Consider the following 22,502-nt stretch of genomic DNA (forward strand, 5'->3'; position numbering starts at 1 on the left):
CTCGCGTGGGCTGGCCGGAAAGGCGATACTCGGGTCGGTCATCACGATCTCCTACGGTGTTGGCCCGACCCCGGGCTGCGGTCCACCTGCCGGCGGCTGCCGGTGCTCAGGTCGCCGGCTGCGCGGCGCCGTGAGTGGTTGCCGGGAAGCTTCGTCGCGATCGACGTTCGCGGACGGTGAGACCGCGTGCCCGTGGGCGGCGACCTCGGCCGCCCACGCGTGGGATTCCTGACGTGTGGGAGCGGGCTGCTCGGGCAGCCGGGTCCAGCAGTTCGGCGGGACGGCGTGGTGCAGGGCGGTCTGCACTAGCCGCGCCATCGTGTAGGTGTCCAGCGCGGGGGCATGATCGAGGGCGACTCTGGCCTGCATGCCGTCGCCGGTCAGCCAGTAGGAGAAGGCGGCCAGGGTCGCGGCCGGTGTCCGCAATCGCTCGGGAGCGCGCCGGGTCAGGTCCTTCCACAATGCGGCCTGACCGGCCGCGCAGTCGACAGTCAGGGTGGACCATGCGGTGTCACGCAGTCCGATATCGGCAAGGTCCTGCAGCAGCCGGGCGGCATCCGGGTCACCCAGCTTGGTCTGGGTGCGTACCGCCGTCTCCACCGTGCGCTTGACCCAGTCGCGTTCCCCCGCCAGGGACGGGTCACGACTGCCGGCAGCCGCGGCCAGCACCCGATCACTGAGCACGTGATCGGGTCCGAACGACTGCGCCAGCTCGTCCTGACTGGACCAGGGAGTGCGTCTGCCACGCAGCACCAGCTCGGCCGCGACCTGGCTGGACACCGCCGAGTCGATCGGTCCCGTGCGTTCGCTGATCGTCTCGCGCCACTGCTCGGCGGAGACCTGCAGTTGCGCGGTGATCGTGACGTTCTCGGGCAGTGCGCGCGCGGTGATGCCCAACGCCTTCTCGGCCCGGTCCTGGTCCTCGGTGTAGGCCAGCACGGCCATTTCGAGGTGCTCGTAGCGGGAGTACACGCGCCGGAGCCGGTCGGCCGACAGGTCCGAATTCTCCAAGGCCGCGTCGATGTCCTGGCGCGCCGCGGGCACCTCGGTGTTGAACCCGACCGGGATCACCACCACGGCATCCTCGGGGTGAAACCCCACCGCATACGGGGCATACGCGACCAACCCGTCAAGTCCACTGATCACCAGCGGTGGGTCGACGCTCATGATCGCCACGCATCCGAGGTTGCCGCTCCCGCCGTACAGGCCTGTGCTCGCACTGGATTCGACATCACGAGGTCCTTCACTCGGGAACAACTGGTCACCGACCAAGGAACACACGGCCGTGGTCGGCGGACACAGTGACCGGACCGGGCAGTCCTCGCTCGAACCGAGGCAGACGCGTGCCCCGTTGTCCGGCGACCGCTTGCTGACGTCCTTGGTCAATGAAGGAGCCACACAGCCCTCTTCATCACCGGCGGGAAGGCCATGATGGGTTACAACAAGGCGTGGGAGGTGCAGTACAGCCGCGACCGGGCTCGCGGCATCCGGCGCTACGTGCCCGCCGAGCGAACTCGAGCACGGCTGGAGATGCTGGTCACCCACGGTGCGTCGCTGCGGACGCTGGCAAAAATCACCGAGCTGAGCGGCACCGCAATCGGCCAGATCATCGCGGGACGTCGCGCGCAGGTGCAGTCACGCACCGCCCGCCGCGTCAAACAGCTGCGACTTCGGGACGTCTACGGAGACCAGGCCGACGGCCTGGTCCCCAGCCTGGGCGCACTTCGACGTGTCCGCGCGCTGCGCGCCCTCGGCTGGGACGGCCCCTCCCTGACGGCGGCCGGTGCTGCTCATACCAACCAACTGCTCGCCGCACGGCGGGACCACATCACCATCGGCCGATGGCGACAGATCGACCAGGTGTATGAACGACTATCGATGACACCCGGCCCCTCCCCCGCCGCCCGCCGGAGAGCCCGCCACAAAGGGTGGCCGCCTCCCCTGGCCTGGGACGAGGACACGATCGACGATCCGGGAGCCAAACCGTGCGAACTGGCTCAATCCAACGAACTTCTTGTGGACGAGGTCGCCATCCGCAGAGCAGTATTCGGCGACCGAGCCACACTTCACCCGGCCGAGCAGGCCACGGTCATCACCACGATGGCGGCACAGGCGCTGTCCGACCGGCAGATCGCCTCGGCGACCAACCGTTCGCCACGCACCGCGCTGCGCATCAGGAAACGACTGGGCACACCAAGCCAGTGGCGACCATGCTCGCCGGCCCGATAGATCAGTCCCATATGCCGCACAGCCGAGCCGCGCACGAAACCGCACCTCCGCTCGAGGTACAAATCCCCGGCGCACCGGCCGGCCCGCCGCGACCCTCGCCAACCCGTTGTGTCCGCCGAGGCCGACCTCTGCCCCTTTGGTCAGCCGAAGAGCATGATTCACGGGTCCACGGCGGGAGCAACTCATGACTGACCGAAGACTTCGGGGCGGCCGGGCGTTGCCACAGGACCACGAGCCTACGACCGCGTCATCCGCGGCCCCGAGCGATGCGGACCCCGCCGTCGTGTTCCTCCAGGCGATGCGCGGTCGTCACGCCCTGCAGGTGGTGCCCGGACTTCACCTCGACGAGTCCTCGGCACAGGTAGACCCCGACGGGGTGACAGTTGACGTCGGACTGACCGGCCACCCCTACACCGCGGTCACGATGCGCTGGTCCGCCAACACCCGCACCACGACAGCCGACATCGAACTCCCCACGCAAGGCCCATTTACCCTCTCCAACCGGGACATCGGGATCCTCTGGGACACCGCCCCGGTGACCGCTGCGATGATCCGGTCGGCCGTCACCAACGCCGCCACTCAGGTCTGGACCCCGGAGCACGCCGACCCGGAGAGAGGACGCCGCCGACGAACCGTGACCCGCGCCCCGACGCAGACCCGCTGGCGGTCGGCGTCACCCGCGACCGCCAGACTCCTCGGGCGCAGACTCCCCTACCCGGAAGCGACGTATCGCGATGAGTCACTCCCCCGGACCCAATTGCGATAGGGACCAGCCACCGCGAGACATCAACTGCACTCACCCAGCCCGGTCCGCAGCTGCGGGCGACAACGGTGATCGTCCGACGGACGAGGGCAACGCATGAGTGCCGACGAGTTTGAAGCATGGCGAAGCGAGCAGCAGGAAGATGAGCTGGAGATCCGTGAGGACCGTCAGCAGCAACGGATCGGCACATGTGAAGACGCGGTGGCGGCCCGATCCGACATCGTCGGCACGACCGAGGCGCAGTGGGTCCTCGACGAGGGCTGGCCCACCGGCGCCGACGCGCCCAACCATGACCTCGGAGCCAGATGGACCGGGCGAAGCCGCTGATCGTTCACTTCATCAATGTCCGCAGCATCACTGGCTGAGGCTGAACATCGCTCGGTGTGGCGAGGTCCAGTTGGTTTGACAGTTCCGGCTCCTCAACCGCGCGAGAGACACCCCACACGAGATGTGCGGACGATCGAAGCTTGGACGCCCTCATCCCGACAGACGCGGGCATCCTGCGGTGGGTCCGACCACCGCATGGAGGCTGGACACCGCGTCAATCGCGGCTACCAGAGGCCAGGTCCGGCGAAGCCGGAGATTTAGAGTTACGCAGCACCGCTCCAGTGGGCTCGGCAGATGTCCGTATGGAGTTGTCGCCATTTTGGCGTGCCTGCCGGGGCAGGCACCCTTCGAGCCTCGGCGGGGGTGATCTTTCATCACTCCTGGACTGAAGCGGGTGTCGTCGCCGTGCCGGCTGTGAACGGCGGGCAGTTGTTGCACCTGCCTGTGGCCATGTGCGTCTTGAACGACTCCTACCGTGAGGCCAAGCGACTCGGCATTGCGCTTGACAACGTCGCGGTCGAGGCGGATGGCAGCTTCGACAACGAATGGCACTCGACTGGGATCCAGTACTCGGTCACGCTTCACTCGTGCGCTTCGGCCGAAGCACTGGTACGCCTCGGAGCTGTGGTGGATCAGGTGGCGGAGATTCCACGCGCCATCCGTGCCGGCGCGCACGTCGCTAGGCGCGCGTGAGGATCGTTCTATCGTCGGCCGCCCATGAAGATGGCTTCTACCTCACACAAGTGGAGCACGACAGGCGCAGCCTTGCCGTGCTGCATTCGCGGCGGAGTGACGCACATCGCGCGTGTGCCGATCATGCGACCGATCTCTGGGCTTCCTTCTAGTCAGGAGGCTGGCTTGTCGTGAGGTCGAGCGGTGGTGGTGGTGGTGGTGGTCCGATCGTGTTCGCAAGATGGCTCGTTGGATCGTCTGGGTCGTGGTCGGCCAGGATCTGGGTGAGGGAGTCCATGAGCCAGCGGAACCGGCAGCGAGGAGTTCAACCTGCCCGGAATTGGACCGAGCGGACAGCCCACTTCTCTTCCTTGCGGACCGGTTTGTGGAGTTGCGCGCGCTGACCGGTCCAGTACGGCAGGACGTGGGAATGCACGAGCCCGTTGCGCGGATCGATAGCGTCCATCGCGGCGTCGCACATCTCGATGATGCGTGTCTCCATGTGCGGCCAGCGGTAGGCGTTCTCACGCCAATTCTCGACGACCTGCGATACCGGCACGCCGTGATAGGTCGTCTGGGGTTTGTCCATGAAGTCCGCCAGAACGCCGAAGGACCAGATCCCGAAGACGATGCAGCCCGACCTCAAGGCCGCATTCGCGTTCGCCGTTCCTGCTCCTCTGGGTCGAGCGCCAGCAGTCGATGGTCCTGGTGCCACGGCATACGCCGGGCATGAACGGCAGTCAGGGGTTGTGCGGGACTGGATCGCCGAGTCGCGGGTGCGTGTCGAGCAGCTGCGGCTGCTGGTGCTCAAGACCGCGTGGCTGATGGACACCGTCGGCAACAAGGGCGCGCACACCGAGATCCAGGCGATCAAGATCGCGACCCCGCAGACCGTGCAGTGGATCCTCGACAAGGCAATCCAAGTGCACGGTGCCGGTTGCCTGTCGGTCGACTTCCCTCTGGCGCAGGCGTATGCCGGGATCCGCACCCTACGCTTCGCGAACGGACCGGACGAGGCGCACACGGGCTACCTCCTGCGCCGCCGACGCACTGCCGATCTGCCTGGCCCTCGCAGGCAGTTCGACGGATTCTGGAGAATGTCGGCGCAGGCGCTCTACGCGGCCTGCGACCGTCGACCGGCCGGAGACGAAACTTCGGGCAGCCAGGGTAATCAACTTGCCGGTAGTACGTAATTTGCCCGATGCGCGGGCGGCTTCACACACATAGAGTGACATCACCACGCGGGGAAGAGGCCACACCCCGGGCCTCCGATCTGTGCGTCTCCGGAGAACGACTTCAGCACGGACCGCTCACCCGCGCGCGGCTATTCCGCGTCTTCTTGGCTTTGGCGTTCCGCGACGCCAAGGTCAGACGACCTGTCGTTTCCGGCATGCCCGGTGCCACGTGACGGCGACCGTGCCCAACTGAGAAAGGGAGTTTCATGGCTCTGCATCTTCCCAAGGGCAAGACCCTGGCAGTCAGTATCGGCGCGGACTTCGACGCGCACAGCGTATGGATGGGAACGTTCGGCTTGCGCAGCCCCAGCGTCCTCTCACGGGGCGAGTTCGGCGCCGAGGTTGCCGTGCCGAGGCTGATCGCACTCTTCGAACGCTATGGCGTCAAGGCGACGTGGTGCACGCCTGCCCACACGATGATGACATTCACCGACCAGTTCAACGAGATCCTGCAGGCCGGGGGTCATGAGATCGCCGCCCACGGTTGCTGGCACGAACCGGTGCCGACGCTGGACGTGGACAAGGAACGGCATCTCATGGAGCGTACGCTTGAGGTACATCAAAAGTACGTAGGCAAGAAGCCACGCGGGTACCGTTCACCAGCCTGGGATTTCACAAACAGCACGCTCGGCCTACTCGAGGAGTTCGGCTTCGAGTGGGACTCCTCCTTGATGGGCCGTGACTTCGAGCCCTACCACCCGAGGCCAGTGGATGTCGGTTGGGAGGAGGGCAGCGTGCTCGGGCCGCCTAGCCCGCTTCTCGAGTTTCCGGTGACCTGGTACCTCGATGACTTCCCTCACCAAGAGTATGTTCCGGGCAGCAACCCGGGACTCGGCTCGACCGAGGTCATGTTCCAGCGCTTCAGGGACAGCTTCGACTACGCGTACAAGAACGCGCTCGGTGGGGTGCTGGCCATCACTGTCCACCCGCAGACCATCGGTCGGGCGCACAACATTATCGGCTTCGAGAGGCTGATCGACTACATGGCCTCCTTCCCTGGCACCTGGTTCGCGACGCTGAGCGACATCTACGACACGTGGAGTGAGTCCGAATGACGTTCCGTTCGAGGCCTCGCACAACTGCGGAGCTACCCATGGCGCCGGCTCCCGACCACCACAGGAGACACGTATGAAGAGGCATATGACGACCGCCGCAGTCGGCGGCATAGGACTGCTGACGGCGCTTGCCGTCGCGGGCTGCAGCACGCCGAGCGGCACCAGCACTTCCAGCAGCGTCAGCACGACCGGCGGACCGACGGCGACCCACTCCGCGTCGGCCTTGACCGGCCAGCCCACGCCGAAGGCCAAGTCGGTCAAGGAAATCAAGATGGCGTTCTTCTCGTCGGCGACCAGCAACCAGTATCTTCAGGCCGGGATCAACTCCCTGAAGGCCTATGCCAAGAAGGAGGGCTTCTCGCTCAGTGTCTTCGACGGCAAGTTCAACGCCCAGACGCAGTACGACCAGATACAGAACGCCATCACCAGTGGCAAGTACAACGCCTTCGTCGTCGAGGCGAACGACGGCAACCTCGTGTGCAACATTCTCACCAAGAACGCACCCGCCGCTGGAATTGTGGTCAGCGTCATGAATATCCCGATCTGTGGACGTGACACCAACCTCGGCGCGGCGACGTGGGAACCCGGCACCATCACGTATGTCGGCGGTCAGACGCTGGATGTTTATCAGCAGTGGGTCGACCAGGTGAAGAAGGATTACCCGAACGGCGCCAAGATCGCGATGATCGAGGGTCCTCAGCTTGGTGCCAACTCGAAGAACTTCGACAAGGCGACCAAGGCAGGGTTCACGGGCAAGTGGCAGGTTGTTGCCAAGCAGTACACCGATTACACCACTGCACAGGGATTCTCGGCCGCCCAGACAATCGTGCAGTCACATCCCGACCTTAACGTTATGATGTCGAACTACTCGGGCATGTCGCAGGGTGTCGTGCAGGCGACGGGCGGCAAGAACATCGCGGTGTACGACTTCGGCGGCGACAAGTGGTCCTTCGGTGCGGTCAAGAGCGGCAAACTTAAGAGCACCATCATCATGCTCCCCCGGGAGGAGACGGTCGACTCGGCGAAGGCAGTCGTGAACCTCGTCGAGGGTAAGCCAGTCAAGAAGTTCTACAACCTCACCAAGGACCCGAAGCTGGGCGGAAAGTCTCCGTTCGTCTACAAGCGTACGCTCGACCAGTACACTCCGGAGTACTAACCCGTGCGGTCGATGCGGTCCCGACCCCTCCGGCGGCGGTACTTCGTCACCATTGGCGCGAGGCCGCTGACATGACGGTGACAGTCACAGCCCCGGCGATCTCGTGTCGGGGAGTCTCGAAGAAGTTCTCCGGCAAGTATGCCGTTCACGACGTGACCGTCGATGTCGCCGCTGGCCGCGTGCACGCCATCGTCGGCGAGAACGGAGCCGGGAAGTCGACGCTGCTCGGCATGATCAGCGGTCGGCTCGCCACCGACGAGGGCGCAATCACCATCTTCGCAGAGGACCTACGCGCGGGCGACCCCCGTGAGTCCCGGAGGCACGGCCTGGCAGTCGTGTACCAAGAGCTGACCATGGTGCCGAGCTTGACCGCCGTCGAGAACGTGTTTCTCGGACAACTGGACGCACACAATGGATTTGTGCGCCAGCGGGATATGCGCCGTCGTTTCCTCGAGCTGACAAGCGACTTCGAGCTGGCCATCGACCCCGACGTTCCTGTGCGCAACCTGTCGATCTCGCAGCAACAGCTGCTCGAGATCATCCGCGGTGTCCAGGCGAACGGGCGGATTCTTGTCCTCGACGAACCAAGTGCCGCGCTTGCCGAGAGCGAGCGTGAGGTGCTCTACCGGGTACTCGGCACGCTCAAGGAGCAGGGCAGCACGATCGTCTTCGTCAGTCACAACCTCGACGAGGTACTGCTGCTCAGCGACACGATCACGGTCATGCGGGACGGCGAGGTGATCGGGGCCCGACCCCGTGCCGAGTGGGACAAGCGTTCGCTGGTGAGGGCCATGGTCGGCCGTGACGTCCATGTCCAGCGGCATGCTGAGCGCCGTCGGCTCGATGACGAATCATTCGCAGTCGAGAACGTCTCCTTGCCCGGGGCGCTCCACAGGATCGCGGTGAGCGCACGGAAGGGCGAGATCATCGGGCTCTGGGGCCTGGTGGGCTCTGGTCGCACGACCTTCCTTCGCTCTCTGGTCGGTTTGGAACCCGGGTCGAGCGGTACCCTGCGCCTGGCGGGTAGGGAGTGTCCGTGGCCGAAGAACGTCCGCGACGCGGTGCGCTCGGGCGTGGTGCTCGTGCCGGAGAGCCGGGGCAGCGCGCTGGTGATGAACATGAACGCCTCGGCGAACTTCTGGCTGGGCCGTCGAAGTCTGACAAAGGTCTTCCTGTCTCCGCGGCGTGAGCGGCTCGCTGTCGAAGGCACCGCGAGGTTCTTCGGCTTCGACGCCCGACGCATCGGTGACGCGGTGGCTAACCTGTCGGGCGGTAACCAGCAGAAGGTCCTGCTGGCCAAGTGGGCCGGATACCAGCCCGACGTGCTGCTCGTTGACGAACCGACGCGTGGGATCGACATCGGCGCGAAGTCCGAGGTCATGTCCTCTCTGAGCCGACTCGCCGAGGAAGGCACCACGATCATCATGACCTCCTCCGAGCTCGAAGAGGTCATCAGGATCTCCGATCGCCTGCTGGTGTTCTCCCACGGGCGTGTTGTTCACGAAGTAGATACGGCTCACGAGGACTACACGGTCGAGCAGATCGTGAAGTTCGGTTTCGGAGAGGTTGAGAACCCATGAGCAAGAGGCAGGTTGCGGCCGCGGGCGCAGGGTCCGACACGTCCAGGGACTCGACCGACGCCCTGGACGCGCGCCGGGGAGTCGGACTCTTCGTCGGCCGATTCAGCATGGTTGGAGTACTCGTTCTCCTCATCGCCGTGGCAATGACCCTTTACCCGGCATTTCTCAAGCCGGCGAACGTCAGCAACATCCTGACTCAGAACTCGGCAGTGGGCATCATCGCCGCTGGCATGACCTTCGTGATCATCAGCGGTGGTTTCGATCTGTCCGTCGGCGCAACCTATGCACTCGGCGGCACCCTGTACGCCGGCCTGACCTTGCAGACCGGCTCTGCCGTTGTCGGGCTTCTGAGCGGGCTTGCCGGCGGCGCGATCGTCGGCGTCGCCAACGGGCTGATCATCTCGAGGATGAATATCAACCCGTTCGTGGCCACACTCGGCACATCGTCCATTATCACCGGCCTGGCGTTCGTCTACTCCAACTCGGCTCCGTTCATCGTCACTAACAAGCCCAGTCTGGTGCCGGCATACCAGACCCTGGCGCTGACGACGATCGCCGGAGTTCTGCTCCCCATCTGGATCCTGATCATTGTCTTCGTGATCGCGGGCATCCTGCTCGCCAAGACCACCTACGGCCGGAATGTCTATGCGGTTGGGGGTAATCATGAGGCGGCCTGGCTCTCGGGTCTGCGCGTGAAGGGGCTGAACGCGAGTGTCTACGTTCTCACCGGTGTGCTCTCCGGCCTGGCGGGGATGATGGACTCCTCCCGTCTCGGCGTCGGCCAGGCGGACGTAGGCGGCAACCTCGCCCTCGACGCGATTGCCATCGTCGTCATCGGCGGCACCTCGCTGCTGGGGGGCGAGGGCGCCATGTGGCGCTCGGTGGTCGGCCTGCTCATCCTAGCGACGCTGACAAATGTGTTCTACAGCCTGAACATCTCGCAGAACTGGCAGCTCATTGCCAAGGGTGCGATCGTCGTTGGGGCAGTCAGCGTCGACGCGATGACCCGCACTCGCAGACGAGGTTAGCCAGATGATCGACAGGTGCGCTCATCTGGCTGGGGTCCGAGGTAATTGGGTGCGTGAGGCCGATCTCACGTCTACGTCTACACAAGTTAAGAAACGAGGCCACACGGATGAGTGACACTGCGCTCTCTTCTCCTTCGGTGTATGAGGTTCCCGGCCTGCAGGAGGAGGTCGATGTCGTTGTCGATGCATGGGGCGTTCCGCACATCTACGCGCAGTCGCAGTGGGATGTGTTCGTCGCGCAAGGGTTCAACGCTGCACGGGACCGGCTGTTCCAGATAGACCTGTGGAGGCGTCGCGGCCTGGGCCTGCTCTCGGAGGTCTTCGGCTCGCAGTACGTCGAGCGCGACCGGGCGGCACGGCTGTTCCTGTACCGCGGCGACATGAGGTCCGAGTGGCTGGCCTACGGCGCCGATACCAAGCAGGTAGCGTCCGCGTTCGTCGCGGGTGTGAACGCGTTCGTCGAGCTGACCGCCCAGGACCCGCGGCTCCTCCCGCCGGAGTTCTCCGCTCTCGGGTACGCTCCGTCGAGATGGGACCCGAGTGATGTCGCCCGAATCCGTAGCCACGGGCTCTACTACAACGTCGAACAAGAGGTCGAGCGAGCACGGACATTGCGTGACTTCGGTCCGAAGGTCGAGTCCCTGCGGCGAGTCCTGGAGCCTGCCCACGAGGTCCAGGTGCCCGCCGGCCTCGACCTGTCGCTCATCCCGGACGAGGTCCTGTACGTGTACCGGCTGGCCACCTCTACACCCGATCTGTCGGTGCTGTCCGAGCGAGACCCTTGTGTCTTGAATGCCCCCGAGGGAAGCAACAACTGGGTCATCGGTCCGTCCAGGACCGCAACCGGGCGCCCTTTGCTGGCAAACGACCCGCACCGTTTCGTGACGTTGCCCGCGCTGCGGTACATCGCCCACCTCAACGCTCCTGGCCTGGATGTCATCGGCGGTGGGGAGCCGGCTCTGCCAGGGGTCTCGATCGGTCACAACGGGCGGATTGCCTTCGGCCTGACCATCTTCGCGATCGACCAAGAGGATCTGTACGTCTACAGGACCAACCCCGACGCCCCCCGCGAGTACTGGTACAAAGGCCGGTGGACTCCGATGGAAGAGGTCATCGAGTCGGTCCGGGTCTCTGGTGGGGCCGACCAACAGGTCAGCCTTCTGTTCACCCGTCACGGTCCGGTGATCTACCAGGACCAGGAGAAGAACACGGCCTTCGCGGTTCGCGCGGCCTGGCTGGAACCCGGTATGGCTCCGTACCTCGGGAGCATGGACTACATGAGGTCGCCGAGCCCCGAGTCGTTTGTCACCGCGATGAACCGATGGGGCGCTCCCGGCGAGAACCAGGTGTATGCGGCACCGGACGGCACGATCGGGTGGCAGCCGGCCGGGCTTGTCCCGGTGCGGCCGAACTGGGACGGCACGCTCCCGGTGCCAGGAGATGGGCGCTATGAGTGGGCCGGGTTCTACGACGGCGACGAGCTGCCGTCCGCCCAGAACCCGGCCGACGGATGGTTCGGCACCGCCAACCAGATGAACCTGCCCGCGGACTATCCGAACGTCGAACGCACCATCACCTACGACTGGTATGCCGATGTACGCCATCGCCGGATGAGCGAGGTGATCGGCAGTCGGAACGACTGGACGACCCAGGACTGCGTGCAGCTGCAGTGCGACTACCTGAGCGTGCCAGCCCGGCTCGTCACCGCGCACCTCGACAAGCTCGAGGACGTGTCTGATCCTGACGTGCGTCTCGCCGTGGACCTCCTGAGTGGGTGGGACTGCGTCCTGTCCAGCGACTCGGGCCCCGCGGCACTGTTCGAGGTCTGGTACCGCAAGCATCTTCGTCCGAGGTTGCTCGCCGCAGCGCTTCAGCAGGTCGTCGAACCCGCAAGGCGGAACGCGGCGCTCGAGCGGATCCTGCCGTCGGAGGATCTGTCCGCAGACCCCCGCGTCGACCTGGACCTGCTTGCCCATCCCCGGCAACGTCTGGGCGCCAACCCGCAGGCGACGATCCGCCAGGTGCTGGTCGAGTCGCTCGTGGCCGCGATGGGCGAGGTTCGAGGTCTGCTGGGCAACGAGGTGAACGCATGGCGATGGGGCAGCCTCCACAGAGCGCATCTACGCCACCCGCAGGCCGGACTGTTGTCGAAGGCACTGGGCGAGCACGACTCAGACTGGACCGAGATGGGCCCCGTGCCACGGGGAGGCAGCGGCGACACGCTGGGATGCACCACCTATTCCCCGGACTATGTCGAGACCGTCGGTGCGAGCTTTCGGATCGCTATCGACGTCGGTGCCTGGGACAACTCTCTGGCGGTGAACTCTCCGGGCCAGTCCGGGGTGCCGAGCAGCCCGCACTACGGTGACCACTTCGACACCTGGGCTCGCGACGAGGCCTTCCCCTTGCTCTACTCGCGTGACCTCGTCGAGCAGCACGTCAGCCACCGGCTGAGGCTGATCCCTGAGAGCCTCGCGGAGCCGGTCGAGGCAGTTCTCCGCGCTAGTCGGCTTGGCGGCTGCGGGCCAGCCACGACTGCGGACGGAAGCGCGCATCCGCGAACGGAGAGGGGTCGATGATTCGTTGTCGGCCATCTTGGATCTGGAAGATGAGATGTGCCTGAGCCAGCGAAGGGTCGACGCCGGGTGAGGGGTATGTCCAGGCAGTCTGCGACTCGTTCCCGAAATAGTAGGTGCCGTTGACCCCGCGGTGGATGACAACGCGCAGCTCGTCGGCGACCGCGCGTGAGCTCCGCGGATTGGCGGCCAACGACAATGCCGTTGCTGCCAATTGCACACGGTCGTAGGCGAGACCCGCGTGAGACCGGCCCGGGCTGACCCCGAATCGCTTGCGGTAGCGACCCGCGAACGCGCGCGCCGGTGCGTCCGAGTAGGTTCCGGTTACGGTTGCCCACACGATGCCTTCCGAGCGCTCACCGAGCTGCTCCCGGAACTCCGGGATGCTCGGCGAGTACAGCGCGTAGACCAAGGTGTCGGATGGGTCGGCGAGGAAGGAGTCGATGAAAGACACTGTCCCACTGACGTGGTAGTTGCCGATCATCACCGCGGCCGGCTCGCCGTGACGGATGCGGTCGGCGAGTGATGCCCAGGAGTCGTGGTCGTCACCGAAGATCCGGATGACATCGATCTGCCAGCCGTGACGCTCGGCTAGGGCATATGCCTGCACGACGCCGAGGTCGGTGAGGTCCCACGCCCCCTGGATGACGACAAGCCGGTTCGAGGAAGGTAGCCAACCCCCAGTGTCGCGCAGACCGGTGAGCACCCCGACGAACCGGGGAGCATAGTGCGCGTCGCTCGCGCACACCTGGAAGATGTTCTGGTAGCGACGTGGGTCGCTGCAGACGCGCTCCTCCATCATGCGCATCGTCGCGGCGTGCAGATAAGGAACACCCCAGTTTGCCACTATCTCGTGTGCGAGGTCCTGTTGCGCGAAGTAGCCCGAGGTCAGCACGTCGACGTCCCGCTCGGCGAGTGCGATCAGGCCACGGCGGACGCTCTCGGCATCGAGAATGTCGACGTCCGCTATCTCCATTACGAGTTGACGACCGTCGACTCCGCCTCGGCGGTTGAGCTCATCGATGGCGAGCCGGCCACCGCGCAACATCTCCGCGCCGTCCGCAGCGGCAAGACCATGCAGCGGAAGGACCGCCCCGAAGGCGAAGGGCTTCTTCACCACACGCGGCTGGCGGACGACCCGCCGGGTGGCCGTCCCGCCGAACGCGCGCCCAAGCTCGAGGAGGTCGAAGCCGTCGTCGCCGCCAGGAAACGGCACCTTGAGCAGGCCGCCGTCGACCGCGATAACAGCTGCGGCCGTGCGGCTGCGCACACTCATCTTCCCCATTATGTGGTCGACGTGGGTGGTCACCGTGCGGGCGCTCAGGTTCAGCCGGGATGCGATCTCGATGTTGGACTTTCCGATTGCGACGAGCGTCAGCACGTCCAACTCTCGCACGGTGAGCCCGAACGGCAGGTTGTGACAGTAGAAACCAGAAATGACAAGCGACCCGTTGTTCCGAGCTCTCTCCACGGCGACGTAGCAAGGTGTTGGCGAGTCGTCGTCCGCCCAGATGAACGAACAACGCTGCACTCGCCCCCCACGCAGGGCAACAGCGACTTCAAGAAGCCCCTTCGGGACCGAGCCTAGCCTAACCAATGGTGTACCACCGAGGCTATCGACCTCGATACTGAACTCGTCAGGCCCAAGCGTCATGCTCATCGCAGATCAACCGGTCCACAGGAGGCTCAGCGCGAAACAACTACGACGCTGAACGCACCAGAGTAGGTAAGCCCGAACGCACCGTGCGGAGCCCACAGCAGAGTGGGTTATGACTGGCCAGTTGAAGGGAACTGACCGACACAGCGCCATCGTAAGCACGCCCCTACCGGTGACCGGCATGGCGTAAGCATAGTCGTCAGCGAGTTTTCTTCAACGGGCAGGCCTCTGATGAGAAATGCCGGGTCTATGGGGTATCCAGGGGCTCGGCAAAGTCGGTTTGCGGTCTACTTCACGCGGACCTTGCGCCGGGCACTGAAGAACCTGCCTTGGAAGGATGTCCCGGCGATCACCACCGTCGATGCCACGCACGGTCGTCGAGTCCGGCGCACCATCAGGGCCGTGCAGGCCCCGGACTGGGTCGACGTTCCCGGCGCAGCCCAGATCGCCCAGGTACGACGCACCCGAACCATCAAGGGCGACAAGAGGACTGAAGTCGTCTACGTCATCTGCTCACTGGGCATGACCGACGCCCCAGCGGCCAATGTCGCGGCCTGGATTCAAGGCCACTGGGCGATCGAGAGCATGCACTGGGTGCGTGACATGGTCTTTGACGAAGAGCGCCATCAGCTACGCACAGGATCCGGCCCACAGATCATGGCCACCCTTCGCAACACCGCCGTCAATCTATTGCGGCTCGCCGGACACACTCGCATTGCAGCAGCGCTACGACATCACGGCCGCGACAGCGCTCGACCAGTCGACCTCATCCTCACTGCCTGAACCGACTTTGCCGAGCCCCGGAGATCTGTCCGATGGCAGTTCAGGCAACTGGCGGTCGCGAAGTCGACCCATGGGGGGATCAGAGACCGTGTCGTCGGCGCGCAGCGCCGAAGTGGCTCGTATGGGACGCGTCATTCTGGGCTTGACGCTGGGCTCGAGCCTCGCTGAGGCGACTACCTGCGGGAGTAGTCCATTCCAGCAGGGCTTCCCAGACTCACACGGATTAGTGCCAGGCGGGCAGGCAGGACCAGGACCGGATGCGGTGAATCCGGTCGATCGTGCACGGCCCCGCCTGGCCGCGGGCGACCAGGCGGCTGAGCGGGTCGCCGAGGCCGAGCAGGGCCACGTCCCAGTCGGCCAGCGCCTGGTGCCGGTCGGCCAGGATCCGTTGACTGATGGGGGCCGCGTAGCCCATCACGACCAGACCGGTGATGATCGCTGCGCTGATCGGCCCGGCGACCCCGGGCGGCCCGTGGTGGGTCAGGGCCTGCCCGACGGCGATCGCCCCGATGACTCCCCTGGCCCGCCACAGCAGCCGGACACCGGGAATGACCATGGACCTGCTGCCGATCGCGTGACTGACGATCGTGACCAGCTGCCAGGGCAGGGTCGCGACCTCGGCGGCGAGCTGGTGCCGGGTGTGTCCGCGGGTCAGGTCGCTGCCCGCGTAGGCCAGCATGGCGGCCGTCTCTGGGGCGGTAACCCGCCCGTAGAACACTCCCTCGATCAGACCGGCGGAGATCATCAGTGACCGGCGCCCCACCGCCTGAACCTGCGGTGCCACCGGTGATCGGGTGACGTACACGCCGGTCCCGGCCGGCAGGCCACCCAGCTCCGCGAGGATCGCCAAGGCGGGCTTGAGCGTCGCAGTCTGAGCTGCCGTCGGCCGGCGCACCCAGAGATACCAGCGCAGCATCGCGTTCTCACCGCACCCGAAGGCCAGTACGAGCACGCCTGCCAGCACGGCGATCAGCAGCAACGCGCCGGTGCCGTCCGGGAACAAGGCTGCGGTCACCAGCCAGAGCATCCCACTGGCCAGTGCGGCCGGGCCGGCCGCAACCCACCCGTGCACCCGATCCGACATCAGCGTCTCCCTTCCACCAGCGCCGGCCGATTCGACTTCGGCCGATCAACCCTGTCCGCCAAGGAGCTGGAAGACCCCTTTTGTCGGGCATGACCAGTCTGCGCTCAGCCGCCGACACTCACCGAAGTTATCCACAGGGCACCGGTTGGTCCGACCGCGGACGGGTCGCGGTCTGTCGTGATGGGTGCGAACCACCGACCCGAAGGAAAACACCATGATGACGCAGCCGACCACCGTGAACCCCGATGCGGCTCGAGTCCTGCGCAGCGTCGCGGGTCTGCTGCGCGAGGCGACGCACCTTCTCCACGAGCGCGCGGACGCCGAGCGCGCCACCTCGCCTACCCGGCTGGTGGCCCTGGGCGCCCTGCTGACGTTCGCTCAGGCATCCGCCCTGCTGACCACGCCGCCGTTCTACGACGTGCCGGATCGGGCCGGCTCGGACCCGCTGCTGCTGACCGAGGACGCCGAGCAACTGTTGCGGACCGTGCCGATCGAACGGCTGCCGGTCGGCGCGTCATCGCTGGTCATCACCCTGTGTGACCTGGTCCGGGAGCTTCGGGCGGCGCGGGGATGACTCCCCCCGACCGGCGCAGCGTTGGCGAGTTGCTGCTGGACGCCGACTACCTGGCCCGGCTGACCCTGCTGGATGCTGACGGCGAGGCGGCACCCGCGATGTTGCGGACCTGGCCCGAGGTCGTCCAGTCCGCGGCCGAGCTGTGGGCCGCCCTGCCCCACCCGCCGGACCCGGACGTCATGCACCGGCTGGAGGCCATCACTCACGGTATGCACCGGGACCAGATCCGTCGCGGCTGGCCCGGAGACGGACCCCCCGACGAACGGCTCCTGCAGATCAGTGAGAACTTCACCCGGGCCGCGTCCCTGGTCGCCAACAGATGGCCCGTGCCGAGACGCTCCAGGTCCGGGCCGAGCGCCCGCGAGGCCGCCGACCTGGAGGCTGCCCGAACCCGGACCGTGCACACCCTGTGGGTCGGCGGGCACAGCGTGTCCGTGGCCACTGGCGAGCACGCCCACGACCTTCGACTGCTCAAGCACTCGCACGCCACCTGCGCCGAGACCCGCGGGATCGGTCGCGGCAAGGACGCCCAAGACCGTCTCGGCGCCTTCGAGACTCTGGCCGCCGGCTGGCTCAAAGACCGTTGGCCCGGCGCCTTGAACGGCGAGTACCGCGACCCACCCGACGCCACCCGGCTGGGGCAGGCCCTGTGCCAGTGGGACGTGCAGGTCCACCGCACCCTGACGACGCTACCCTCGACCGCCAACCTCTGGCTCGCCACCGCCACGCAGGCCACGATCGTGGACACCACCGCCATCCTCCTGCACGCGGGCGCTCAGCGGCGCGCCGTCGACGGACAGACGGTCGCCCGGATCGGGTCTGCCCTGCGGACCACCCAGCAGGACTGGTCACACGCCTGCGGCCTGTGGCAACAGCTGCACAGCCCGCTCTCCTCGCGCTTCGACAACACCCTGACCCAAGCCGCAGCCGAAGTCCGCGCCGCCACCAAGGAGATCACCCACGACCCGACCGGGCTCGCGACCCCCGAGCTCATCACCTCCCGGCTCGGACCGGAACAGATCGCACCCATCGTCGGCCAGGCCCTGGCCAGCAGCCTCGAACTCGCCCACGTAATCCACGAGATCACCGCCTCCGGAGACCCAATCCTCGCGGCGACCAACAACATTGCTCGCATCGCCAGCACCAGACTCCGCCAGCAACCTCCTCAGCCCGAAGGGGTTGACGCGTTCCCGGTGAACCTCACTGGTATCCGTGCCAACCGGGTTGCACCGATCCCCGATCTCATCCGCGACCAGCTCGACGCCGCGGGCCAGCACCTCATCGCCTCATCCAGCATCGCGATGAACTCCGGCACCGACCTCAACCGACACCGCCAGGCCACCGCGCCCTCACAGCCGACCCCCCGACCACCTGCGGAGCCACCAATCCACCCATGCGGCGAGCACCTCGCGGCCCCTCCGCTCGACCCCGGATCGCACCCCACGGCAGGCATATCCAGGTAAGTCACCCGACCATCCCATCTGCTCAACGCCCGGACGAATGCCTTTCGCCACGAACTCGGATGTGGCTGCAAGGGGCCGGCCCTGACCCGGCTGCCCAGTCACCATGCCCACCAGACCCATCGTCGGAGGCGGCCGCACGCGGTGGCTACCGCGAACTCGCCGCCGTCGCACACGGCTTCGAAAGGTGTCTGCCCGCCCTGTCCGGTCAATGGCCCCCGGCACCCTTTGGTCCCGTAACAAAAGGAGCCGCCATGACCCAAGTCCCTAGCAGCCGACAATTCGAGACCCTCCGCGAAGCTGCCGAGCGAACCGGGCTGTGCACCAAGACCCTTCGACGTCGGATCGCCGCCGGCGAGCTGACCGCCTACCGCGCCGGGCCTAGGGTCATCAGACTCAACCCAGACGACGTGGACCACCTCCTGGTGCAAATCCCGACCATCAGTCGCACCGCATGAGCCCAGCCCTCCGGACGAGGTCAACTCTGCGCGGGACCGGCCTCGGGAGAAGCGAACAGCAACACATCCGCTGATCTGTGGGTCAGCACGTGCCATCCGAGCATCGCCACAATGTTGCCCTGGATTCCCGGGCCGGTGCACAGGCCGCATGTAGGACCACTGTTGCAAGTCAACGCGCACTCCCCTTGACAGAGCCGTCCGTGATCAGCGAGTCCCACTTCGGACGGCTCGCACCATGTTTGCCCGAGCATGCTCCTCGACGATCCGATCGCCACAGGCGACCGTGAGGTCGTCGACCTGTCCGACTGATGCAGCTTCTCCCCACTGACCCGGGCGTATCCGATGACCATGTTGCGGGCATCTGGCCGCCAAGACGCGTGCCAGCGAGACCGTCGAGATCAGCTCCGACCTGCTCCTTCCCGAACGGGGCGACCGCGCTCTCGCCGACAGTCATGCAGCGGCAACCCCCTTTCGAGCAGCACGGGGATACGGGTGCTCTTGGCCTCTGCAGTGGTTCTGCCCCCGTATGAGCAGGGCCGGCTCGCGATGAAGTCCACGTATGAGGGCGCACGCTGGCGATACGGTCGTGCCACGCGCCAGGACGGCGTGACCGCCTGCACAACGCAGTGCCCGTGACCGTCAGCCCGTCCAAGATCGACGCTCTCGTCGACTACTGCGACCGCAACCTCGGCGACCCTCACCCGTGGACAACCCCGGAGGGCTACCCGAAGAGCATGGCGCTGTGCAACGGCGACTCCCTCTACTCGACCGGCTCGCACGACTCCTCGGTCGTCAACGTGGTCAACAGGTACAAGGCCGCGCACGGTTTCGATGACGGTGCTCGAGCCCTGCCCCTGCGATCGCTCGCCGAGGTGGGCCACGGCCGTGGGCGGTGACCGAGGTCCGCAACCGCAAGCCGGCCAACACGCGACCGAGCGCGCCGCTGACGGCCGAGATCATTCTGCATGCCGCCGAGCTCATGACGACCTCGACATCGACACCGTCGAGGACCTCGTCGCCGCTGTCGCGGAGCAACCACTAGACCACCTCTAGACAACCCCGTCCACAGGAGCTGGAAGCGACTGCCGAGCCAGAGCTCGGGGGTCACATACAACTATCTGCTGATCCTCACTGGCCTGCCATCGGTCACGCCCGACCCGACGATCCTTCGCTCCTCGCGCAGGCCCTCGGCGAGTCCGCCGACCTGACCACTTCACGGGCCGTCGAGCTCATCACCAAGGCGGCGAAGCGTATGGGAGTCAGCCCCCGGACACAGGACCACATCGCCCGGCGTGCTGCCTCCGGTCGGGAACTCACCGCCTGATCAGGCCGCCAGCGGGGCTCGAGATTGCGACGCTGATCGTCGCTGCGCCGACGTGCGGGAGGCACTGCGACCGGTACTGGCCGGCCCGAACCGGGACTCGGTCTGCGTCGAGCGGCAGCTTCCATGCCCCGACCCCGCTGAGGGAACAGGCCATGGGGACTTCGTCGAATGGCATCCTTGATCGGTGAACGTCGGAGAACAGGACGGCCACGGCCGGTACGGAGTGCTCGACGAGGACGACGACGGCCTGCTGTGCCATGAGTGCGGCCGGCGCTTCACGCACCTCGGTCTGCATGCCTGGAAGGGCCACGGGGTGACCGCCGCCGCGTACCGCCGGGCGCACGGCCTCGCGCGCAGCCGCGGGCTGGTCGTCAGCGGGACCCGTGAGGCGATCACCGACAACGCGCGGCGGACCTTCGTCGCGAAGAAGACGCTCGTCGCGGCGCGGGATCCGGCCGCCGCGTTGGCGGCACGCCGGGAGATGGGCACCGTCATGTCGCCGGAAGGACTGGCCGCCAGCCGTGCACGACCTGGCCAGGGCCGGCGCGGCACCGTCGTGATGTGTGCGTGGTGCGGGGCGCGGTTCTGCCCGTTGCGGAGTGCGACCAGACGGCGGTTCTGCTCGCGCTCGTGCGCCAGCCGGAGTACACGGGCTGCTCGTGCACGATAAGGACAGTGTCGAAGCCGCGTCATAGACTGTGCCGACTGTCGGCGCGGTCTCGTCGGCGGACGTGCATCGTGGTCCAGGGGCGGCGATTCGGTATGACCAACGGTCATCAGCGCAAGGGTGCCGCGTGGTGGTACGGCTGGGGCGGACTGCTCGTCGCTGCCGCCATCGGCGCAGCCGCTGGAGCATCCAGCGGCGGGATCAGCGGGGCCTTGATGATGGTGGGCCTGTATGTCCTGGCCGTCACGCTGGTCGCGCTGGCGCGCGGGCACGTCTCGTGGGCACTGTTGCGTAACCGGGGCACGGCGGCCCTCGGGGCGGTGACAGCCTTCGCACTGATCGGCGGTGCTGCAGCCGTTGCCGGTACACCCGCCGACGCCGGCTCGAAGCCCGCCGGCACGGCAGCCGCTACCTCAACCCCGTCGACTGCGCCGGCGGCGTCCACGAGCACGCCTGCACCGACCACGTCGAAGACGCCATCGTCCTCGTCGTCCTCATCCTCGTCGGCACCGAAGTTCACGAGCTCGAGCACGGTCGCCGCTCACACGAAGAAGAAGACGACACACGCCGCGGGCACTGCGCTCGCGGCCCTGGCCGGGCTCACGGTGAAGGGCCGCGCCGCCAAGACCGGATACGACCGAGACGCCTTCGGACAGGCCTGGTTCGACGCCGACCGCAACGGCGGCGACACCCGCAACGACATCCTGCGCCGCGACCTGATCAACCGGTCGATGAAGAACTGGTGCAAGGTACTGGCCGGCACACTGACCACGGACCCGTACACGGGTGCGTCGATCCGGTTCGTCTACGGCGGACGCAGCGAGATAGACATCGACCACGTGGTCGCCCTCGGTGACGCCTGGCAGGCCGGCGCGTCGGCGTGGCCGCTGAGTAAGCGCCTGGCCCTGGCCAACGACCCGGCGAACCTGCTGGCCGTGGACTCCGGCGCGAACCGCGCCAAAGGTGACGGGGACGCGGCGACCTGGTTGCCGCCGAACAAGGCGTACCGCTGCCGGTACGTCGCTCGGCAGATCACCGTCAAGAAGAAGTACGGGCTGTGGGTCACCGTGGCCGAGCGCGACGCCATGGTCCGGGTGCTGTCCAACTGCGACGGCACGGCAACACCGGCGGCCGGTTCCGCGCCCACCAGCGCCCAGCCACCGCGCACACACACTGCTGCGCCTGCGCCGAAGACAACGGCTCCCCCGGCACCCAAGACGACTGCGCCCAAGGCACCTGCGCCGAAGCCCTCGTCGGCCGTTTACTACAAGAACTGCACCGCCGCGCGCCGCTGGCGCTGCGCCGATCTACCGCGGTCAGCCCGGCTACTCCAGCAAACTGGACCGCGACGGGGTCGCCTGCGAGTGAGTCGTGATGCTGATGGAGGTCGCTGCAGGGTATAGCGCGTCGTTCACCGGTTCTACTCGCCGGTGCGCTACTCGTCGCTGTTCTCATCGTTGCTGCGGTTGCGATCCTGTGGGTGACCAAGCACAAACTATCTCTCGGTCAGGGCACCGCGATCGCTGACATCATGACAGGAGCCGCCACCGGTGCAGCCGTCGTTGCTTTCCTGCACTCGCGGAGTCTGGAGCGACAGGTCGCCGCCGGTCAGGAAGCTCACGCCGCGAACCTACGCCCAACAGCGACAGTTGGCGGAGCAGCGCCGACACGCTCTGCAGCAGGAGTGGTTCGAGCGGGAAAACTACTTAGAGGTTCCGCGGATAGGCACGGTGTGATCGGCGTGTCGTGACGTGGTGCAGGCACAAGCCTCGGTAGAAGACGGGTTGTCGAGACTCGCCCAACGTCACCGGGAGGGCTTGTGCCTGCCGTGGCATCTTCCATCATCGAACCGATCTGGGACCAGTTCGCCGCGA

21 protein-coding genes and 1 pseudogene are annotated in these 22,502 nt (G+C 66.3%); 18 read left to right on the forward strand and 4 right to left on the reverse strand.

The features are described from left to right. Nucleotides 1–51 precede the first annotated feature (51 nt). The gene (locus FGL98_RS17330; RefSeq protein ID WP_246136613.1) at nucleotides 52–1,167 is read right to left on the reverse strand and encodes a DUF4192 domain-containing protein; all 1,116 of its coding nucleotides are present in this window, start codon (nucleotides 1,165–1,167) and stop codon (nucleotides 52–54) included. A 264-nt stretch (nucleotides 1,168–1,431) separates the two neighbouring features. Between FGL98_RS17330 and FGL98_RS17335 the strand changes: the two genes are divergently transcribed. The 4 genes from FGL98_RS17335 to FGL98_RS17350 all read left to right on the forward strand — a co-directional run bounded on the left by FGL98_RS17335 (nucleotide 1,432) and on the right by FGL98_RS17350 (nucleotide 4,012). Continuing rightward, the gene (locus FGL98_RS17335; protein ID WP_146318769.1) at nucleotides 1,432–2,229 is read left to right on the forward strand and encodes a hypothetical protein; all 798 of its coding nucleotides are present in this window, start codon (nucleotides 1,432–1,434) and stop codon (nucleotides 2,227–2,229) included. A 184-nt stretch (nucleotides 2,230–2,413) separates the two neighbouring features. Then, nucleotides 2,414–2,995 carry a hypothetical protein gene (locus FGL98_RS17340; protein WP_146318771.1) on the forward strand — a complete coding sequence of 194 codons (582 nt, stop codon included), beginning with the start codon at nucleotides 2,414–2,416 and terminating at the stop codon, nucleotides 2,993–2,995. A gap of 93 nt (nucleotides 2,996–3,088) precedes the next feature. Next, nucleotides 3,089–3,319 carry a hypothetical protein gene (locus FGL98_RS17345; protein WP_146318773.1) on the forward strand — a complete coding sequence of 77 codons (231 nt, stop codon included), beginning with the start codon at nucleotides 3,089–3,091 and terminating at the stop codon, nucleotides 3,317–3,319. A gap of 324 nt (nucleotides 3,320–3,643) precedes the next feature. Continuing rightward, nucleotides 3,644–4,012, forward strand: a complete 369-nt coding sequence (locus FGL98_RS17350) for an OsmC family protein (protein ID WP_246136610.1) — start codon at nucleotides 3,644–3,646, stop codon at nucleotides 4,010–4,012. A gap of 304 nt (nucleotides 4,013–4,316) precedes the next feature. On the opposite strand, the gene FGL98_RS17355 is transcribed toward FGL98_RS17350, so the two are convergent. Further along, entirely contained in the window at nucleotides 4,317–4,580 is a 264-nt protein-coding gene (locus FGL98_RS17355; protein WP_146318777.1) for a hypothetical protein, read from the reverse strand. On the opposite strand from FGL98_RS17355, the gene FGL98_RS26780 reads away from it, so the two are divergent. From FGL98_RS26780 to FGL98_RS17385, 6 genes are all read left to right on the forward strand, one after another. Beyond that, nucleotides 4,579–5,184 (forward strand): acyl-CoA dehydrogenase family protein, encoded by a 606-nt coding sequence (locus FGL98_RS26780; protein WP_425461006.1) that lies wholly within the window; start codon nucleotides 4,579–4,581, stop codon nucleotides 5,182–5,184. The genes FGL98_RS17355 and FGL98_RS26780 overlap by 2 nt on opposite strands. A 248-nt stretch (nucleotides 5,185–5,432) precedes the next feature. After that, nucleotides 5,433–6,281 carry a polysaccharide deacetylase family protein gene (locus FGL98_RS17365; protein ID WP_146318779.1) on the forward strand — a complete coding sequence of 283 codons (849 nt, stop codon included), beginning with the start codon at nucleotides 5,433–5,435 and terminating at the stop codon, nucleotides 6,279–6,281. A gap of 73 nt (nucleotides 6,282–6,354) precedes the next feature. Next, the gene (locus FGL98_RS17370; protein WP_146318781.1) at nucleotides 6,355–7,437 is read left to right on the forward strand and encodes a sugar ABC transporter substrate-binding protein; all 1,083 of its coding nucleotides are present in this window, start codon (nucleotides 6,355–6,357) and stop codon (nucleotides 7,435–7,437) included. 71 nt (nucleotides 7,438–7,508) lie between these two features. Continuing rightward, on the forward strand, nucleotides 7,509–9,017 hold the full coding sequence (locus FGL98_RS17375) for a sugar ABC transporter ATP-binding protein (protein WP_146318783.1): 1,509 nt from the start codon (nucleotides 7,509–7,511) through the stop codon (nucleotides 9,015–9,017). Beyond that, the gene (locus FGL98_RS17380; RefSeq protein WP_222432237.1) at nucleotides 9,014–10,045 is read left to right on the forward strand and encodes an ABC transporter permease; all 1,032 of its coding nucleotides are present in this window, start codon (nucleotides 9,014–9,016) and stop codon (nucleotides 10,043–10,045) included. Before FGL98_RS17375 ends, FGL98_RS17380 begins: the two co-directional genes overlap by 4 nt. A gap of 107 nt (nucleotides 10,046–10,152) precedes the next feature. Beyond that, nucleotides 10,153–12,624 carry a penicillin acylase family protein gene (locus tag FGL98_RS17385; protein ID WP_146318785.1) on the forward strand — a complete coding sequence of 824 codons (2,472 nt, stop codon included), beginning with the start codon at nucleotides 10,153–10,155 and terminating at the stop codon, nucleotides 12,622–12,624. On the opposite strand, the gene FGL98_RS17390 is transcribed toward FGL98_RS17385, so the two are convergent. After that, the gene (locus FGL98_RS17390; RefSeq protein ID WP_222432238.1) at nucleotides 12,548–14,152 is read right to left on the reverse strand and encodes a LuxR C-terminal-related transcriptional regulator; all 1,605 of its coding nucleotides are present in this window, start codon (nucleotides 14,150–14,152) and stop codon (nucleotides 12,548–12,550) included. The two genes, FGL98_RS17385 and FGL98_RS17390, sit on opposite strands and share 77 nt — an antisense overlap. 375 nt (nucleotides 14,153–14,527) lie before the next feature. Between FGL98_RS17390 and FGL98_RS17395 the strand changes: the two genes are divergently transcribed. Next, the gene (locus FGL98_RS17395; protein ID WP_186526230.1) at nucleotides 14,528–15,061 is read left to right on the forward strand and encodes an ISAs1 family transposase; all 534 of its coding nucleotides are present in this window, start codon (nucleotides 14,528–14,530) and stop codon (nucleotides 15,059–15,061) included. 223 nt (nucleotides 15,062–15,284) lie between these two features. Here FGL98_RS17395 and FGL98_RS17400 read toward each other — a convergent pair whose 3' ends face one another. Continuing rightward, nucleotides 15,285–16,145: a hypothetical protein gene (locus tag FGL98_RS17400; protein ID WP_146318790.1), complete on the reverse strand. Its 861-nt coding sequence runs from the start codon at nucleotides 16,143–16,145 to the stop codon at nucleotides 15,285–15,287. A 214-nt stretch (nucleotides 16,146–16,359) separates the two neighbouring features. Here FGL98_RS17400 and FGL98_RS17405 point away from each other — a divergent pair, with 214 nt between their 5' ends. The 7 genes and pseudogenes from FGL98_RS17405 to FGL98_RS27175 all read left to right on the forward strand — a co-directional run bounded on the left by FGL98_RS17405 (nucleotide 16,360) and on the right by FGL98_RS27175 (nucleotide 21,996). Then, a complete protein-coding gene (locus tag FGL98_RS17405; protein WP_146318792.1) occupies nucleotides 16,360–16,719 on the forward strand; it encodes a hypothetical protein in 360 nt (119 codons plus the stop codon). Then, nucleotides 16,716–18,182 carry a hypothetical protein gene (locus tag FGL98_RS17410; protein ID WP_146318794.1) on the forward strand — a complete coding sequence of 489 codons (1,467 nt, stop codon included), beginning with the start codon at nucleotides 16,716–16,718 and terminating at the stop codon, nucleotides 18,180–18,182. The genes FGL98_RS17405 and FGL98_RS17410 overlap by 4 nt, the downstream gene beginning before the upstream one ends. A 251-nt stretch (nucleotides 18,183–18,433) precedes the next feature. After that, nucleotides 18,434–18,637, forward strand: a complete 204-nt coding sequence (locus FGL98_RS17415; protein ID WP_146318796.1) for a helix-turn-helix domain-containing protein — start codon at nucleotides 18,434–18,436, stop codon at nucleotides 18,635–18,637. A 632-nt stretch (nucleotides 18,638–19,269) separates the two neighbouring features. Continuing rightward, complete coding sequence (locus FGL98_RS25885; protein WP_222432239.1) at nucleotides 19,270–19,533, forward strand: hypothetical protein; 264 nt, start codon at nucleotides 19,270–19,272, stop codon at nucleotides 19,531–19,533. Nucleotides 19,534–20,145: 612 nt separating this feature from the next. Then, nucleotides 20,146–20,631, forward strand: coding sequence for a hypothetical protein (locus tag FGL98_RS17425; protein WP_146318798.1), 486 nt, complete (start codon nucleotides 20,146–20,148; stop codon nucleotides 20,629–20,631). A 728-nt stretch (nucleotides 20,632–21,359) separates the two neighbouring features. Beyond that, a pseudogene (locus FGL98_RS26405) lies at nucleotides 21,360–21,665 on the forward strand (HNH endonuclease family protein); the annotation flags it as partial. Further along, nucleotides 21,592–21,996: an excalibur calcium-binding domain-containing protein gene (locus tag FGL98_RS27175; RefSeq protein ID WP_425461007.1), complete on the forward strand. Its 405-nt coding sequence runs from the start codon at nucleotides 21,592–21,594 to the stop codon at nucleotides 21,994–21,996. The pseudogene FGL98_RS26405 and the gene FGL98_RS27175, both read left to right, overlap by 74 nt. The last annotated feature ends 506 nt before the right edge of the window (nucleotides 21,997–22,502 follow it).

It is taken from the genome of Leekyejoonella antrihumi (genome assembly GCF_007845645.1).
Classification (GTDB): domain Bacteria; phylum Actinomycetota; class Actinomycetes; order Actinomycetales; family Dermatophilaceae; genus Leekyejoonella; species Leekyejoonella antrihumi.